Below are 15,982 nucleotides of genomic sequence, written 5' to 3'. Positions count from 1 at the left end.
GGCCCCCGCCGCGTCCGGGCGCGCGGGCGCGGCGTCCGAACGGTGTCAGCCGACCAAGTCGGTCGTGACGGCCAGCTGCCTGGACGCTTCGACGTCCGCGGTGATCGTTTCGATTCCGGCGGTGGCGAGCTGGAGCGCGTCGGAGCCCAACAGCTGGTGGAGCGGGGCGTCGCCACGGGCCACGAGCTCGATGATCGCCGCAGCGACACGGACGGGATCGCCGAGCTGGGTGCCGGCCATGGCCTGGTGGGCGGCAGTCATCTCGCGGACGGCCGGGTAAGCGTCGCCCGCGGTCGCGGTCGTTCCCAACGACTCCGCAGACAGGAACTCGGTACGGATGTACCCGGGCTCCACGAGGTTCACCGCGATGCCGTGGTCGGCCACCTCACCGGCGAGTGCGGCGGTCAGTCCCTCCAGTGCGAACTTGCCCGCGCAGTACAGCCCCCAGCCCGGGAAGGTGACGAGGCCGAGGATCGACGAGACGTTGACGACGTGCCCCCGCCCCTCCGCACGCATGCCCGGTAGCACCGCGCGGAGCACGTTCCAGACGCCGAACACCTGCACGTCGAACATCGCGCGGGCGTCGACGTCCGACACCTCCTCGACGGCCCCGAGGTAGCCGTAACCGGCGTTGTTGACGACGACGTCCACACGCCCGAACCGGTCCCGCGTCGTCGACACTGCTGCTGTCACCGCGGATTCATCGGCCAGGTCGACGGCGAGGGGCAACAGCCGGGCGGTGTCGGCCTCGCCGAGGCCCGCGGTCAGGCGCTCGACGTCGCGGGTGGTCGCGGCCACGTTGTCACCGCGATCGAGGACCTGCCGGACCAGTTCGAGCCCGAGCCCGCGCGAGGTGCCGGTGACGAACCAGGTGGTGGGGTGCTGAGTGGACATGGGTGGACTCCTCCGTCGTGGCGCCGAACCCCTCGGCACCCTCGACGTCGAAGTCTTCGACGTACGAGGCCCTCCGGAGCTGCCTCTCGTGGCCCGCTTCTGCCTAGGACGCGGAGGGCCAGGTGGACGGGGACGACGGACCGCCCCTTGCGGGATGATCGGTCCGTGGCCGAGCCGAACCGCGAACTCGCGGACTTCCTGCGACGCGCACGGGGTCGGGTCGATCCGACCGCGACCGCCCTACCGGCCGACGGCCGGGTGCGCCGTGTGCCGGGCTTGCGCCGTGAAGAGGTCGCCTTCCTCGCCGGGGTTTCCAGTGACTACTACGCGCGCCTCGAGCAGGGCCGGCCCATCGTCCCGTCAGCGTCGGTGGTCGACGCACTCGTACGGGCCCTCGCGCTCGACGCCGCCGGTCGTTCGCACCTGCAGTCGTTGCTCGACCACAACCGGCACGCCGGCGCGCAGCGCCCGGCGGCCCAACGAGCACGCGCGACGCTGTCGCAGTTCGTCGACGCCCTCGACGCACCGGCGCTGGTGCTCGGCCGTCGGACCGACGTGCTAGCCCAGAACCGCGGTTCCCGCGCGCTCATCGCCGATTTCGACGCCATGCCCGCCCGTGAGCGCAACTACGTGCGCTGGATGCTGCTGTCGGCTGAGGCGAGCCGCCTGTTCGTCGACTGGGACGAACAGGCTCGTGCGGCGGTCGAGAGCCTGCGCCTCGACGTCGGACGTCACCCGGACGATCCCGCCGCCCGGGCGCTCGTCGCCGACCTGTCGGCGCGGAGCGAGACCTTCGGCCGCTGGTGGGAGGCCCATGGTGTGCACCAGCGGACCCACGGCACCAAGCGGCTCCACCACCCGACGGTCGGCCGGCTCGACGTGCAGTACGAGACCCTCACCCTCCCGGGCGACGACGACCAGACGCTGTTCGTGTACACGACCGCGCCGGGCTCACCCTCCCGTGAGGCGCTCGCCCTGCTCGCGAGCTGGTCGCTCACGCCTCGCCCCGCCTGACGTGACCACCTCCCGCGCACCGACCGTGCAGCGCGGCGGCGGCGTCCTGGGTACCGGCAGCGGTGCTGCTCGGTGCCGGCAGCTGCTGATCGGTGGCGGAGGAATCCCCGGGCTTTCATTGACTTCTCTCGCTGATCCGATAGAATCGAACACATGTCGAACACGGTTGCGGACCGGCTGGCGCGGATCGCCGCGCTGGACGCGCAACGGTGCCGACTGGCCGCCGAGGTCGCCCGCGAAACCGCGACCCTGGCGTCCGAACGCAGCGCCGCGATCGAGGTGGAGATCGCGACCGTGCCGAAGCCCGGTGTGGGTCGGGCGCGGCGGCGGGAGCACGCCCGGCGTCAACTGATCGCCCAACTCGGGCAGGCGCTGAAGCTGAGCCCGTGGCACGCCGGGCAGTACCTGCGGTGGGCGGTCGAAGCACCCACCGACACCCCGGGCACGTTCGCCCTGCTGGAGCGCGGGGAGGTGTCGGAACGGCGGGCGCGGATCGTGTTCGACCAGGTCGCACCCCTGGAGCAGGTCGACCGGCAGATCGTCGACGCCGGTATCGCGGCGAACCTCGACGGCTGGGGCGACCGGACCCTGACCCGCCGGACCCGCGCCGCCGTGCAGGAACTCAATCCCGCCGGCGCCTGCGCCCGCGCCGCGAAAGCTGCCAGTGAGCGGCGGGTCACCACCCGCCCCGCACCCGACGCCATGGCCTGGCAGACGCTGCTCGCCCCGATGGTGCAGGTCGTCGCCTGCCGCGCCGCGCTCGAGCAGGCCGTCAAAGACGCCCGGGCCGCCGGTGATCAACGTGCCCGCGACCAGATCATGGCCGACACCGTCGTCGAACGGATCACCGGACAGACGACCGCGAACGCCGTCCCGCTCGCAGTGCAGCTGGTCATCACCGACCGCACCCTGCTCGGCGTCAGCGACGCACCTGCCCGCTTGGCCGACGGATCACCGCTCCCCGCACCCCTGGCTAGGGCGATGGTCCTGGACACCGAGACCGCGCACCGGGTCCGCCGCCTGTTCTGCGACCCCGCCGGCCGACTCATCACCGCCGAGACCGCCTTACGTCAGTTCACCAAGGCCATGGCCGACTTCGTGGCCCTGCGCGACGAAGGCACCTGCACCACCGCCTACTGCGACGCCCCCATCCGGCATGTCGACCACCATCAACTCCACACCCACGGCGGCCGAACGAGCCTGACCAACGCCCGCGGCATGTGTGTCTGGTGCAACGAGACCAAAGCCGACCGCGCCCCCGACACGGCCGAACGAACACCGAAAGCCCCGACCCGACCACCCCGCCGACGGCAACGCCGATCACGCGTCGAACGCCTCGCGGAACGCCGCATCGCCGCCGCGCGACGACCCCACGCCACCGTCGAGTTCTTCCTCGAACCGGGCGGGCTGGTGCACGGCACGACACCGTGACCGGACAGGTCAGTCCAACACCAACCACTGCCGTCCGTCGACGAGCTCGCGGGCGGCGTCGAGATGACCTGCGTGGCAGGCGGTCTCGGTGAGGACGTGCACGAGGACCTCGTGGAGATCGGCCATCCGCCAGTCCGCGAAGAACGGCGGCCACCAACGGGGCGGGGTGTCGAGCGGTGTGCCGGCGACGATCGCGTCCGCACGTTCACCCGCGGCGAGGTAGGCCGCGACCACCTCGGCGGGGACCGCGTCCGGCGCCACCGCCCAGCCGTCGAGACCGGCCGCCACGGCGGCGACGGTGTCCGAGTCCCCCGCGACCACGGCCTCGAACCAGAACGTTCGACGTCGTCGGTGAGATGCGAGACCAGGGCGATCGGCGTCCAGCCCGAGGGCAGGCAGGGCCGGCGCCACGCGTCGTCGGCCAGGCCGGCGAGGACGCCGACCACGTGCTCGCGCTGGACGCGCAACGCGCGGAGCAGCGGATCGCCGGCGTGGGCGGCGGTCACCGGGGACCGAGCCCGGTACGGCCGTCGAGCAACTCACGGGCGATGTCGAGGTGGCCCGCGTGGCGGGCGACCTCCTCGAGCAGGTGGGCCACGATCGTCTCCACATCAGTCGACAGGTGGGCGAGCTCCGGTCCCATGTCACCACGCGGCGGTGCGTCCGCGTCGGCCTCGCTCACCGTCCGGTCCCACCGGTCCCCCGCCGCCTCGAGGAAGCCGAGGACCTCGGCGGTCGTGTGGTCGCTGCTGAACGGCCCCTCGGGCGTCGGCCGCCACGGGATCTGCGGTTGCTCGCCCCGGATCGCCCAGTCACCCCACACCGCGAACGCGCCGGCGAGGTGCTGGACCATCCCGAGCACCGTCCACCCCGAGGGCACGACCGGGGTGCGCAGTTGCTCCTCGGTGAGCCCTTCCACGATCTCGACCACCGCCCGCCGCTGGGCCGTGATCGTGGTCGCCGTGCTGGAGAACATGGGCACTCCTCGTCGTCGCGTGGCTGTCGACGGGTGAGACGCCGCGGCCCGGGCAGAATCATCGGTCGTGACGGAACTGCTCTCCGAGACGGCCTTCGAGGACACCGTCGCCCCGCTGCGCCGGGAACTGCACGCCCACTGCTACCGCATGTTGGGGTCCGCCCACGATGCCGACGACGCCGTGCAGGAGACACTGGTCAAGGCCTGGCGCGCGTCCGGCCGGTTCGAGGGACGCAGCTCGGTCCGGACGTGGCTCTACACCGTCGCCACCCGCTGCTGCCTCGACGCCGCCCGGGCCCGGGGCCGGCGGGCGCTCCCGGTCGACCTCGGACCCGCGGCGCCCGAGACCCTGCTCGCCGACACGCCCCGGACGGACGTGGCCTGGCTCGAGCCCTACCCGACCGACCCCGAGGAGGTCTACGAACGCGGGGAATCCGTGCAGCTGGCGTTCATCGCCGCGCTGCAACGCCTGCCGGGCAACCAACGCGCCGCGTTGCTGCTGTTCGAGGTCCTCGGGTTCCCGGTCGCCGAGATCGCCACGATGATGCAGACCTCGACGGCGTCGGTGAACAGTGCGCTGCAGCGGGCCCGCGCGACGATCGGTGACCGGCTCCCGGCCCGCGCCGACGTCACCCCGGACCGCGGCGCCCGGGACCTCGCCACGGCCTTCGCGGCTGCGCTGGAACGCGGCGACGCCGACGCCCTCGTCGACCTGCTCACCGACGACGTCACCTGGGCCATGCCACCGCTGCCCGGTTGGTACGACGGCCGCACCGCGGTCGCCGCCTTCACCCGGCTGGTGCCCCTCGGCAGCTGCGGGGACTGGCGGGCCGAACCGGTGGACGTCAACGCGACGCCGGGGTTCGCGCTGTGGCTGCGCCCGCCCGGCGGGACCACGTTCGAGGCCTGGTCCGTCAACGCCGTCGAGGTGCGCGACGACGGCGTCGCAGCGGTCACGTCGTTCCTCGACCCGACTCTGTTCCCCCGCTTCGGGTTGCCGCTCACCTCGGCCTGACGGGTCAGACCTCGCGGCTCCACAACTGCTCGCCCGGCCACCGCCGCGGGCCCTCGGGGTTGCCGCGGAACGTCGCGGCGTGTGCGAACCGGTGCGGCGCCAGGTGGTCGGCCACCCCCGCCGCCGTCGTCGGCACCCGCACGTGTACCCACCGCACGCCCGGAGCCCAGGTCGCGACGTCGTCGGCCAGCAGGCACGCCGCCGCGGCGAGGACCCGTGCGGCGTCGGGGGCGTCCACGGCGTCCAGCCGTGGGAGGAGCGTCGCGGTCGAGGTGCCGACGTCCGCCGCCAGCGCGAGCCGACCGACCGGGGTGCCGTTGCTGGTGACGATCCCGGCGCCGTCGACCGCCACCCGCACGCCGTCGGCGTCGGTGTGCCGGACCGGAGCCGGCAGCGCCTTGCGCCGCTCCGTTGCACCGTGCACCAACGCCCGGCCACCCCGCACCGCGGCCCGCGCCGCCGCCGGCGCGAGTGGCACGGCCGCCCGCAGGTCCGGTACGGCGGACCGGTTGACGGCTGGCGCCGCGTCGGTGACCGCACCGTTGCCCACCTCGGTACCCGCCACGGCGGCGAGCGTCCGGGCCGCCCGGCCACGGATCGCCGGGGTGTTGTGCAGGATCCACATGTCGTGGTCGACAGCCTCGCCCCGACCGACCGGCCGCGGCAACGTCGCCTCGATCGCGAACCCCACCGCCGTCAACCCGGGCGTGCGTCCCTTCCGACTGGTCGTCGCGACCGGCGAGATCAACCGGTCCATCGGAGCGTCGCCGCCGAAGACGTGCTCGATCAGCAGCAGCGACGCGACGTTCATGACGGCCGCCGACCCGTGGTCGCGCACCATCCACACCGATGCCTCCCCGCCGCCGCTGTCGGTGTCCACGGCGTCGACACCGAGCTCCCCGATCAACCGGCCGTCGAGCAGGATCACGAACGGCCGCGCCCCGACCGTGCGACGCAGCGCCTGCAGGTGCCACCAGCGCTCGACCCACGCCGCCGGGCTCTGCTCCACGGCCCAGTCGTCACCCCAGGCCGGGAACGCCCGCTCCAGCCACCGGCGGTTCGCCAGGCGGGCCGCGGACCACGCCGTGGCGTCACGCAGGCGCGGGGTGCGCATGGTCAGCACGCCCTCGTCGAGTCGCACCGGCCCCAGCACCACCTCGCGCGGGGGCCGCGACGGCACCTTCACGAGGCGGAACCCAGCGCACCGCGGACCTCGTCGAGGCCCGGCGCCTGTCGGTCCTTCTCACTCATCCCACTCACCGGCAACGGCCACGGCACTCCCAGCGTCGGATCGTCCCAGCGGATGGTGAGGTCCTCGGCCGGGTCGTGCAGGCGGTCGATGCGGTAACACACGTCCGCGGGCTCGGTGAGCGCCTGCCAGCCGTGCCCGCACCCGGCCGGGAGGTACACCGACCGGTGCGACTCGGCGTCGAGTTCGAACGTCTCGACGCTGAGGAAGGTCGGCGAGGACGGCCGCAGGTCCACCACGACGTCGACGACCGCACCGTAGGAGCACCGCACGAGCTTGGCTTCGCCCGCGCCGAGCCGCAGGTGCAGCCCACGGACGACCCCGCGGTGGGATCGCGACTGGCTGTCCTGCAGGAAGGCGTCGGGATCGATGCCGGCCTCGCGCGCCACGGCGGCGTCGAACGTCCGCGAGAAGAACCCGCGGTCGTCGCGGTGCGGCGTCGGCGTGAAGACGACGACTCCGGCGATCGCGCCGTGGTCCCAGCGCATCAGGCGAACTCCCGGAACGTCGGCTTGACCGGACGACTGTGCAACAGTCCGTCGACCGAGCCGGAGTCGACCGCCTCGGCGTAGACGGCGAGCGCGGCGTCCACGACCTCGACGGTCCGGTCGACGTCGGCGTCGGTGTGGGCCGCGCTCACCACGAACGACGGTGCGATCACCCCGCCGCGCAGCAGCTCCTGCAGGAACAGCGTGCGGAAGTCCTGTGACGGGACACCGGCGGCGTCGCGGGTCCCGTAGACCATGTTGCACGGACGCCCGCTCAGCGTGACGTGGTCGGCCAACCCGCGCGCGGCCACGACCGCGCGGACACCGTCGCGGAGTCGCTCACCCTGCCGGTACATCGTCGCCACCACGTCGTCCTCGCGGTAGGCCCGCATCACGGCCCGAGCCGCGGCCAGCGAGTGCCCCTCGGCGCCGTGCGTGGTCGACAGCAGGAACACCCGGCGACGACCGGGCGGCGGGAAACCTCCGAGTTCCATGAGCTCCCGGCGCCCGGCCAGCGCCGACACCGCGAACCCGTTGCCGAGGGCCTTGCCGAAGGTCGACAGGTCCGGGCGGACTCCGAGCAGCGTCTGGACGCCACCGTCGTGGTAGCGGAAGCCGGTGATCATCTCGTCGAAGACCAGCAGCGTGTGCTCGGCGTCGCACAGCGCCCGGAGACCCTCCAGGTACCCGGGCTCGGGTTCGCACGTCACCGACAACGGCTCGAGCACCAGGCACGCGATCTGCCCCGGGTACAGGGCGAACAGCTCGCGTACGGAGTCCAGGGAGTTGTAGCGGAACTGCACGGTCAGGTCGCGGATCGCGGCCGGGATGCCCGCGTTCATCGGCGTGGTGCCGATGAACCAGTCGTCGGTCGAGAAGAACGGCTGGTCGGCGCAGACCGCCACCAGGTCGCGGCCGGTCGCGGCGCGCGCGAGGCGGACCGCGGCCGTGGTGGCGTCCGACCCGTTCTTGGCGAACTTCACCATGTCGGCACCGGGGAGCATCGCGAGGAAGTCCTCCGCGGTCGCCAGTTCGAGCTCGGTGGGCCGCGCGAAGTTCGCTCCCATCGGCAGTTGCGCCCGTACGGCGTCGAGCACCCGCGGGTCGGCGTGGCCGAGGGTCACGGCCCGCAGCCCGTTGCCCCACTCGACGTACTCGAGGCCGTCGACATCCCAGACGTGCGCACCGAGTCCCCTCACCAGCAACGGTGCGAGGTGATCGGGGTACTGGTCGTCGCCCTTCGCGTAGGTGTGGGCACCGCCGGGCACGACGGCCTGCAGCCGTTCCCGCAACTGCCGCGAACGCGCGTGCGGATCCTCGGCCACACCGGGAGTTTGTCAGACTGACGCCCGTGACGCGGTGTCGATGGTGTGGTCGTGACGAGCTCGACACCGTGCTCGACCTCGGCCGTCAACCCGCCGCCGACTCCTACCCCGCGCCGGGCGAACCGGTCGAGACGACGCCGCTGCGCATGGGCCGCTGCCGCGCGTGCGGCCTCGCCCAACTGCTCGAGGACCCGGGGGTCCGCGAGGAACCGCTCGGCGTCGAGCCCGCGGCGCTCACCCGGCAGGCCGAGGCCGCGGTCGCCGCGCTCGTCGAGTGGCAGGTGGTCGGGCCCGGCACCACCTTCGTGGAGTTCGACAGTCCGCACGGCGGCGGCTGGCGCGAGCTGCTCGTCGCCGCCGGAGCGGTGGACCACACCGACGACCCGGACGCCGCCGGAGTGGACCTCGTGGTCGACGTCTTCGGCCTGATGCACGACGCCGACCAGCGCGCCGCGCTCGAACGGCGGACGGCGCTGCTGAGAGACCGTGGCGTCATCGCGGTGCAGTTCCAACCGCTCGACCGCATCGTCGAACTCGGCCAGTGGAACGCCCTGCGCCACGGACACATGGCGTACTACAGCCGGAACGCGATCACCCTGATGCTGAGGTCGTTGCACGCCCCGCCGTTCGCGGCACGTGAGTTCGCGCTCTACGGCGGTACCGACCTCCTCGTCGCCCACGCCGGAGGTGACAGCTTCGCGGCCATCCCGCCCGACGTCGACGCCCGCCCACTGGCGGCGATCGCGACGGCGTCGGCGGCCGACCTGCACGACTGGTTGACACTGCAACGATCAGCCGGTGTGCGCGTGATCGGTTACGGCGCCGCGTCACGCACGACGCCACTGCTCAACTGCGCGCACGTGACGGCCGACCTGTTGCCGCTCGTCGTCGACGCGTCCACGGGCAAGCAGGGCCGGGTGATCCCCGGTGTGGACGTGCCGATCGGCGACCCGGCGACGTTGCGGGACGACCCGCCCGACATCGTCCTGCTGTTCCTCACCGATCTGCTGGACGAGGTGCGGGGCGCCTACCCCGAGGTCGAACGCTCAGGTGGTCGCTGGGCGGTCGCCGACCCGACGGTCCGACTGGTCCCCGAACTGCCGGTGTGAGACCACCGACAGGTGCGTCGCGGCACCGCACAACCCGACGACGAGCCACCCCAGCAACAGGATCTGCGCGAAGCCGGCGGTGTCGATGACCAGGTTGACCGTCGCCACGACGGCGAGGGCGGCCGAGAGGCCCGCCGCGAGATCCCGTCCGTCCGGGTCGGGGTCGACCGCGCGCGCCCACGACACCAGCACGAACGTCACCACGAACACCAGGACGAACGCGACCACTCCGACCAGACCGGTCTCGACGAGCTCCGAGAGGTACTGGTTGTCCAGCACGGGTTGCACGCCCGTCTGGTACGTGCCGATGCCCTGACCGAACCAGGTGTGCTCGAGCACCCGCTGCAGGACGTAGGACCGGCCGTCGGTGCGTGACTGCAGCGAGTAGTCCCCGGACCCCCGGGTCACGAGCCCCACGAGATCGGACACGATCCCACCCGCGGCGAGCCAGGCGACCACCGCGGCGCACGCCGCGGCCAGCAGCACCGCGCCGGTCCGCCGCACCGGCCACCCCACCGCCAGCACGACGAACGCCACCGCGATGCCGACGAAGACGCTGCGCGACAACGACACCCCACCCGCCGCGACGAGCAGCAGCGCCGCGACCGCCCACGGCCAGGCCCGCTCGCGCCGACGCCGCGCGACGAGGAACAGCGTGACGGCCAGGGGCACCAGCACCGTCATCACCGCGCCGAACTCCAGCGGCACGCTCGCCGACCCCGACGCGCGGGCGTACCCGGCCCGCAACGCGGTCACCCCGATGCCGGTGTCGAGCGCCTGCAACCCCGGCAGCTTCAGGAGGTTCCCGACGTCGACCCCGGTGACGAACTGGGCGAGACCGGCGAGCGCCGAGACCACCCCGGCCACGACGACCGCTCCGACGACGATCTCGAGCTGGCGTCGGGTGCGCACCACCTCGACGACGAGCACGGCGAAGCCCGTGACCGCGACCCGCGTGACCAGACCGATGTCCGAGGCCGTGATGACCTCCGACGACAACCCGTCGGCCATGCCGTTCACGTACGACGCGACGCCCGCCAGCAGGTACGTGCCCACCGCGATCCGCCAGGCCAGCAGGTACGGCACCCCGCGCCCGCCGCGCAGCCGGGTCAGTCCCCACGCCGCCGTGAGGACCAGCGCCAACAACTGCGCGGGGCCCTGACCCAGCCCTGTGAACGGGACGATGAAGTTCTGCCGGGTCGCGACGAGGAGGAACGCGGTGACGGCCACGGCGCCGACACCGAGGGTGACCCCGCGGGTCGTGGTGCGGACCCGCCGTCGGTCGAGGTCGGGGCCGCGGACGGCGGTCAGGACCGGGTCCGGCTGCGGTCCGCGTCGCTCGCCACCGTCGGACGTTCGATGCGGGGACGTCGGACGTCGGCGGCCAGTTGCCGACGGCGGCGACGACGCGACACGGCCGCGTCGAGCAGCACGATCGCCGCGGCGGCGAGGACCAGCACGATCAGCCCGACCCCACCGCCGGCGCGGATCTGGCCGTCGCCCGCGAGTGTCGCCTGCGACGGTTCGGACACCGTCACCGCCCGGGCCCGGGCTTTCGCGGGCACCTGGGCCCGGTCCTGGAGCGCGTCCAACTGGATCGCCGCCTCCGCGACGAGGCGCTCGGCCGTGAACCGGGCCTTCTGGGCGACCGGGTCGGTCACGGTGAAGACCAGCTCGGGAGACAGCTGCGCGAACGACGGGTTGTCCGAGGTGGTGTTGGTGATGGTGAACGCCGCGGTGGCGCCCTGCTCGGCCAGCGCCTGCTGACCACGGCCGGACGTCAGCGCGGACCCGACGATGGTGGCGAGCTGGGCCAGGGTGTTGTCGAGGTTCAGGTAGGGGTTCTGGCTCGTGACCTGGTCACCGAACGCCGGCGGGAGGATGACCAGGCTGGCCGTGCTCTGCTGCTCGGGCGCGACCTTCGAGAACGTCGCGCCGCCCGCGACGACCGCGAGCACGATGCCCACCACCAGCCACACGGGGTGGCGCAGCAGGGCGCGACCCACGTCGGCGACGTTCACGGTCGGGATCCTAGGTGGCCCGGCTCGGGGCGGCCCGCTGCTTCCACCACGAGTCCGGCGAGCCGCTCGGCCATGGCGTCGGTCCCGAACCGCTGCCGGACCTCCGTGGCCGCGGCCTCGCCCATCGCGCGGGCCCGGGCCGGGTCGTCGACCAACGCCGCCAGTGCGGACGCGAGCGCCCGGGCGTCGCCGGCCGGCACGAGCAGACCGGTGCGGCCGTCGTCGACGTAGTCGGACATCCCCGGGTTGTCGGAAACGACGACCGGCCGTCCGCTCGCCATGGCCTCGAGCACCACGGTGAGGCCCGACCCGGTCACGGTGGGGTGCAACGCGACCGCGACGACGGCCGCCGCGGCGTACAGCGGGCGGATCCGGCCGTCGAGGCGTTCGGTGTGCAGCGTCCCGACGTCGGACGTGAACGAGGTCGGGAGTCCGGTGGCGAGGTCGAGGCGCAACGACGGCCGTTGCCCCCGCAGGTCCCGCACGGCGCCGATGAGCAGGTCGTGGTCGCGGTACCGGTCCTCCCCCGCCGTGAACACCGTGGCGGCGAGGGGCTCGGGCCACGGCTGACGCGCGTAGAAGTCGGTGTCGATGCCGACCGGGACGTACCGCGCCCGGTGCTCGGGCACGCCCCAGCCGTCGACCAGCAGCGGCAGGACCGGTCGGCACTGGGTGAACACCCGTTCGGCCCGGCCCAGCGCGCGGCGCACGAGCGCCGCCTGCAGCGGCGGGACGCCGTCCGGGTCGGTGAGCCAGCCGATCCCGGTGACGACCGGGGTCCGGCGGTGGCGCAGGGCCGCGGGCACCCCGGTGCGCTCGTCGTAGGCGAACACGACGTCGGCCCGGCGGCCCGACGTGCGGGCCAGTTCGACCAGTTCGAGCCCGCCGAGGCGGTGGCGCACGCTGCGGGCGACCCGCTCGGCGGCGCGGGGCAGGGTCACGGTGTGCGGATCGACCTCCAGGCCGTGGGCGCTCATCCGGTCGAGGCCGTAGGGCAGGGCGTCGGGCACCTCCTCGGCCGCGTGGCGACGGGCCCACCCGGCCGGATCGAGCCGGGCGGCGTACTCCACCCGCACCCGGACCCGCGCCGACGTCACACCAGCACGCTATCGCGTGGGAAGATGTTTCACCTCACGGTAGTCTCACCTGCATGCCCGCGCGTGCCCCGAGCATCGCGCGCGCCGTCGGTGTCCAGCTCGCGGGCCGCGCGCTGGGAACCCTGGCCTCGCTGGTCACCGTCGCGGTCACCACCCGCTACCTCGGGGTCCAGGCGTACGGCGTGCTCACCGCGGCGATCGTGTTCGTCAGCCTGTGGTCGAGCCTCACCGAACTCGGAGTCGGCGCGACCATCGTGCGCAAGGTCGGCGACGGTTCGGGCGACCTGCACACGTTGGTCCGCGTGAACATCGGTCTCTCGCTGCTCTACGGCATCCCGTTGACGGCCGTGTGTGCGCTGGTCGGCGTCCTGCTCGTCCACCGCGGCCAGAGCGACCTCGCCCCGGTGCTGGTCATCGTCTCGCTCGGCCTGGCGCTGCAGACGCTGTCGACCTGCCTCGGCCCGGTGTTCGCCGTCGCCGTGCGCTTCGGACCGGTCGCGCTCGGCGACGCACTCTCGAGGATCGGCTCGCTCGCGGCGACCTTGCTCGTGGTGACGGCCGACGGCGGGCTGCGCTGGATCGCCGCGGTGCAACTGCTGCCACCCGTCGTCGTCATCGTCGTGTCGTTCCTCGCGGCCCGCGCCCACGGGCCGGTGCGGCCGTCGTTCGACGTCCGCGCGGCCGGCCGACTGGTCCGCGAGAGCCTGCCGATCACCGCGGTGGGGATCGTGGGGGTCCTCTACTGGCGCGCCGACGGCCTGATCCTGACCCTGGTCGGCGACGCCGCCGAGGTCGCGGCGTACGGCCTGGGCTACACGATCGCCTTCAACCTCGCGGTGGTCTCGACCTTCTACCTCAACTCCTCGCTGTCGACGATGACCACGGCGTTCCCCCGCGACCGCGCCGAGTTCGCAGGACTCGTCCGACGCGGCCTCGAACTCATGCTGTTCATGGGGGCGCCGGTCGTCGCGTTCGGCGTGCCGCTCGCGGGTCCGGTCGTCGAACTCATCGGGTCACGCGAGTTCGTCGACGTCACCCGCGTGCCGCTGATGCTGCTGCTCGTCGCGGTCGTGCTGACGTTCGGGACCGGGCTGGTCGGGCAGGCGTTGTTCGCCGCCCACGAGCAGAAGTTCCTGCTGGGGCTCAACATCGTGAACCTGGTCGTCAACATCGGCCTGAACCTGGCGCTCGCGCCGGCCTTCGGCGCGGTCGGCGTCGGTGCTGCACTCATCGCCAGCGAGGTGTCGGGTCTGGTGGTGTGCCTCTGGAAACTCCGACGGGTGTGCGGGTTGCGCCTGCCGGTCGCGGGGCCGGTCCGCCTGCTGCTGCCGGTCGCGGTCGGCGTCGCGGTGCTCGTGCCGCTGCGTCACCTGCCGGTGGTCGTGCCCCTCGCCGCGGCGCTCGTGGCCTACCTGGGGGTCAACCTCGCGATCGGCCCGGTCACACCGCGGGTCCTTCGCGGGTTGTTCGCGCGCGGGGACGTCGAGGCGGTGAGCCCGTGACCCTCGCCGTGCTCGTGGTCTCCTACCGCCGGGCCGAGCTGCTGGAGGCCTGCCTGCGCTCGGTCGCGGAGCACCTGCCGGACTCACCGGTGGCCGTGTGGGACAACGCGTCGGACGGCACGCCGGCCGTGCGCGAGGTCGCGGGCCGGAACCCCCACGTGCACTGGGTGTTCTCCCCCACCAACGTCGGGTTCGCGGCCGCGGTGAACGGGTTGGCGGCGGAGCTCGCGCCGGACCACGACCTGCTGCTGCTCAACCCCGACGCCGTCCTCACCGGGGACCTCGGTCGGAGCCGCGCGCTGCTCGAGATGCCCCGGGTGGCAGCCGTCGCCCCACGCGGCGACGGCACCGACACCGCCCACCGGCCGCTCACCCTGGTCCGGGCGCTGGTGTCGGAGGCCGGCCACGCCGACCGGTTCCGCGGACGCCGGTGGTCCGATCTGTACGCCGGAACACCTGACGAGGTCGAGGGATACCTCACCGGCGCCTGCTTGTTGATCGCCCGGGCGGCGTGGGACGAGCTCGGCGGGTTCGACGACTCGTTCGCGCTCTACGGCGAGGAAGCGGACCTGCAGCGCCGGGCACGGGAGGCCGGCTGGCGGCTGCTCCTCGCGCCCGAGACCGGTCACACCCACACCACGGCCGGGACGGTCGCCGACGACCCGCTGCTCGCCCGGCGCAGCCGCGACCTGTTGCACGAGGCCCAGGCCCACCGGCTGCAGACGACGGCGGGCGTCCACCGCGCCGACGCCTACGCGGCCGGGGTGGGCGTCCTGGAACGGGTGCAACGATCCAAACGCACCGTTGCACCACGCACCGGTTCGCCGGCCGTGGTGTTCTCCACCAACACCCTCGACGTCGGCGGTGCCGAGCGCCTGCAGGTCCACCTCGCCAACGCCCTGGCCGAACGCGGGCTCGACGTCACCATGGTGTGCGTCCAACGGTTCGGCGCCCTCACGCCGTCGGTCTCGCCCGCGGTGCGGCTCGTGCGCCGCCCGTGGTGGGCGGCCGGCTCGCTGCCGTCCCGCCCCGGCCGCGCCGTGCTGTTGACCAACGAGACCCACACCGAGGCCGGTCTCGCCCTCGGCTGGCGCACCGGTCGCCGTGACCGCCGCTGGTTCGTCGCGGCCCACACACCCGTCGCGCCCGACGGCCCGACGTACTCAGGGCACCTGGTCGCGGCGATGCGGCGCGCCGACGGCATCGTCGCGCTGTCGTCGTCGCACGCGACCGACCTGCGCCGCCACCACCACCTCGGCGACCGTTTCGTCGTCATCGGCAACGGTGTGACGACCGCGGAACCCACCGCTCCGGTCGCCGACGACGGGCCGGTGCGACTGGTCTTCGTCGGCCGGATGGTCGAGCTCAAGAACCCGCACCTGCTCGTCGCGGCGTTGGACCGGTTGCCGCCGTCCCTGCCCTGGACGCTCGACCTCTGGGGTGACGGCCCGGACCGCGCCCGGTTGGAGGCGCTCACCCCGTCGCACCTACGCGAGCGGGTCCGGTGGCGTGGGTGGGCCGCCGACCCGGGGGCGGCGATCGCCGCGGCCGACCTGCTGTGCCTGCCCAGCCGGGCGGAGGTGTTCCCGCTGACGGTGCTCGAGGCCATGGCCCGCGGCGTGCCGGTGATCGCGTCCGGCGTCGCGTCCGTCCCCGAGATCCTCGATCGGGGCCGGGCAGGCCTCGTCGTCGAACCCGTGACCGTCGAGGCGTGGGCCGCCGCGCTCGGCGACCTGCTCCCCGACCGCGCGCGGCTGCGCGCCCTCGGCGCCGCCGGGCGGGAACGGATGCTCGCGAGCTACACCCTCGAGGCGACCGTCGACCGGTACGAGACGCTGGTCCGGGAGGCGTTCGGGTGAAG

14 protein-coding genes and 1 pseudogene are annotated in these 15,982 nt (G+C 73.3%); 6 read left to right on the top strand and 9 right to left on the bottom strand.

What is annotated here, in order from left to right:
• Window positions 1-45: 45 nt before the first annotated feature.
• Complete coding sequence (locus tag ACXR2U_RS09635; RefSeq protein WP_458824761.1) at window positions 46-894, bottom strand: SDR family NAD(P)-dependent oxidoreductase; 849 nt, start codon at window positions 892-894, stop codon at window positions 46-48.
• Window positions 895-1,059: 165 nt separating this feature from the next.
• On the opposite strand from ACXR2U_RS09635, the gene ACXR2U_RS09630 reads away from it, so the two are divergent.
• Together ACXR2U_RS09630 and ACXR2U_RS09625 are read left to right on the top strand one after the other, a co-directional pair.
• On the top strand, window positions 1,060-1,908 hold the full coding sequence (locus ACXR2U_RS09630) for a helix-turn-helix transcriptional regulator (protein ID WP_458824760.1): 849 nt from the start codon (window positions 1,060-1,062) through the stop codon (window positions 1,906-1,908).
• A 153-nt stretch (window positions 1,909-2,061) separates the two neighbouring features.
• Entirely contained in the window at window positions 2,062-3,339 is a 1,278-nt protein-coding gene (locus tag ACXR2U_RS09625) for an HNH endonuclease (protein WP_458824759.1), read from the top strand.
• 9 nt (window positions 3,340-3,348) lie between these two features.
• Here the strand turns inward: ACXR2U_RS09625 and ACXR2U_RS09620 are convergent.
• Both ACXR2U_RS09620 and ACXR2U_RS09615 read right to left on the bottom strand, forming a co-directional pair.
• Window positions 3,349-3,785 (bottom strand): annotated as a pseudogene (locus ACXR2U_RS09620) (mycothiol transferase).
• Window positions 3,786-3,841: 56 nt separating this feature from the next.
• Window positions 3,842-4,315 carry a mycothiol transferase gene (locus ACXR2U_RS09615; protein ID WP_458824758.1) on the bottom strand — a complete coding sequence of 158 codons (474 nt, stop codon included), beginning with the start codon at window positions 4,313-4,315 and terminating at the stop codon, window positions 3,842-3,844.
• 67 nt (window positions 4,316-4,382) lie between these two features.
• Here ACXR2U_RS09615 and ACXR2U_RS09610 point away from each other — a divergent pair, with 67 nt between their 5' ends.
• Window positions 4,383-5,330 (top strand): RNA polymerase subunit sigma-70, encoded by a 948-nt coding sequence (locus ACXR2U_RS09610; RefSeq protein WP_458824757.1) that lies wholly within the window; start codon window positions 4,383-4,385, stop codon window positions 5,328-5,330.
• Between the two features lie 4 nt (window positions 5,331-5,334).
• Here the strand turns inward: ACXR2U_RS09610 and ACXR2U_RS09605 are convergent, their stop codons facing one another.
• The 3 genes from ACXR2U_RS09605 to ACXR2U_RS09595 are packed head-to-tail and all read right to left on the bottom strand — an operon-like array spanning window position 5,335 to window position 8,392.
• A complete protein-coding gene (locus ACXR2U_RS09605; protein WP_458824756.1) occupies window positions 5,335-6,516 on the bottom strand; it encodes a GNAT family N-acetyltransferase in 1,182 nt (393 codons plus the stop codon).
• Complete coding sequence (locus tag ACXR2U_RS09600) at window positions 6,513-7,067, bottom strand: dTDP-4-dehydrorhamnose 3,5-epimerase family protein (protein WP_458824755.1); 555 nt, start codon at window positions 7,065-7,067, stop codon at window positions 6,513-6,515. The genes ACXR2U_RS09605 and ACXR2U_RS09600 overlap by 4 nt, the downstream gene beginning before the upstream one ends.
• A complete protein-coding gene (locus ACXR2U_RS09595; RefSeq protein ID WP_458824754.1) occupies window positions 7,067-8,392 on the bottom strand; it encodes a glutamate-1-semialdehyde 2,1-aminomutase in 1,326 nt (441 codons plus the stop codon). Before ACXR2U_RS09595 ends, ACXR2U_RS09600 begins: the two co-directional genes overlap by 1 nt.
• A gap of 26 nt (window positions 8,393-8,418) precedes the next feature.
• Between ACXR2U_RS09595 and ACXR2U_RS09590 the strand changes: the two genes are divergently transcribed.
• Window positions 8,419-9,501, top strand: coding sequence for a class I SAM-dependent methyltransferase (locus ACXR2U_RS09590; RefSeq protein ID WP_458824753.1), 1,083 nt, complete (start codon window positions 8,419-8,421; stop codon window positions 9,499-9,501).
• Here the strand turns inward: ACXR2U_RS09590 and ACXR2U_RS09585 are convergent.
• From ACXR2U_RS09585 to ACXR2U_RS09575, 3 genes are all read right to left on the bottom strand, one after another.
• Window positions 9,439-10,731, bottom strand: a complete 1,293-nt coding sequence (locus ACXR2U_RS09585; RefSeq protein WP_458824752.1) for an O-antigen ligase family protein — start codon at window positions 10,729-10,731, stop codon at window positions 9,439-9,441. The two genes, ACXR2U_RS09590 and ACXR2U_RS09585, sit on opposite strands and share 63 nt — an antisense overlap.
• 77 nt (window positions 10,732-10,808) lie before the next feature.
• Window positions 10,809-11,522 (bottom strand): hypothetical protein, encoded by a 714-nt coding sequence (locus tag ACXR2U_RS09580; RefSeq protein ID WP_458824751.1) that lies wholly within the window; start codon window positions 11,520-11,522, stop codon window positions 10,809-10,811.
• The gene (locus ACXR2U_RS09575) at window positions 11,519-12,619 is read right to left on the bottom strand and encodes a glycosyltransferase (RefSeq protein ID WP_458824750.1); all 1,101 of its coding nucleotides are present in this window, start codon (window positions 12,617-12,619) and stop codon (window positions 11,519-11,521) included. The genes ACXR2U_RS09580 and ACXR2U_RS09575 overlap by 4 nt, the downstream gene beginning before the upstream one ends.
• A gap of 53 nt (window positions 12,620-12,672) precedes the next feature.
• Between ACXR2U_RS09575 and ACXR2U_RS09570 the strand changes: the two genes are divergently transcribed.
• Both ACXR2U_RS09570 and ACXR2U_RS09565 read left to right on the top strand, forming a co-directional pair.
• Window positions 12,673-14,121 (top strand): oligosaccharide flippase family protein, encoded by a 1,449-nt coding sequence (locus tag ACXR2U_RS09570; protein ID WP_458824749.1) that lies wholly within the window; start codon window positions 12,673-12,675, stop codon window positions 14,119-14,121.
• Window positions 14,118-15,980: a glycosyltransferase gene (locus ACXR2U_RS09565; RefSeq protein WP_458824748.1), complete on the top strand. Its 1,863-nt coding sequence runs from the start codon at window positions 14,118-14,120 to the stop codon at window positions 15,978-15,980. The genes ACXR2U_RS09570 and ACXR2U_RS09565 overlap by 4 nt, the downstream gene beginning before the upstream one ends.
• Window positions 15,981-15,982 lie beyond the last annotated feature (2 nt).

It is taken from the genome of Jatrophihabitans sp. YIM 134969 (assembly GCF_054456675.1).
The sequence above is the reverse complement of the archived record's forward strand: the minus strand, read 5'-3'. Positions and strand labels throughout refer to the sequence as shown.

Bases quoted from the DNA above. Each gene is read 5' to 3' on its own strand.
- ACXR2U_RS09635 (WP_458824761.1), bottom strand. From the start codon at position 894: ATGTCCACTCAGCACCCCACCACCTGGTTCGTCACCGGCACCTCGCGC.
- ACXR2U_RS09625 (WP_458824759.1), top strand. From the start codon at position 2,062: ATGTCGAACACGGTTGCGGACCGGCTGGCGCGGATCGCCGCGCTGGAC.
- ACXR2U_RS09615 (WP_458824758.1), bottom strand. From the start codon at position 4,315: ATGTTCTCCAGCACGGCGACCACGATCACGGCCCAGCGGCGGGCGGTG.
- ACXR2U_RS09600 (WP_458824755.1), bottom strand. From the start codon at position 7,067: ATGCGCTGGGACCACGGCGCGATCGCCGGAGTCGTCGTCTTCACGCCG.
- ACXR2U_RS09570 (WP_458824749.1), top strand. From the start codon at position 12,673: ATGCCCGCGCGTGCCCCGAGCATCGCGCGCGCCGTCGGTGTCCAGCTC.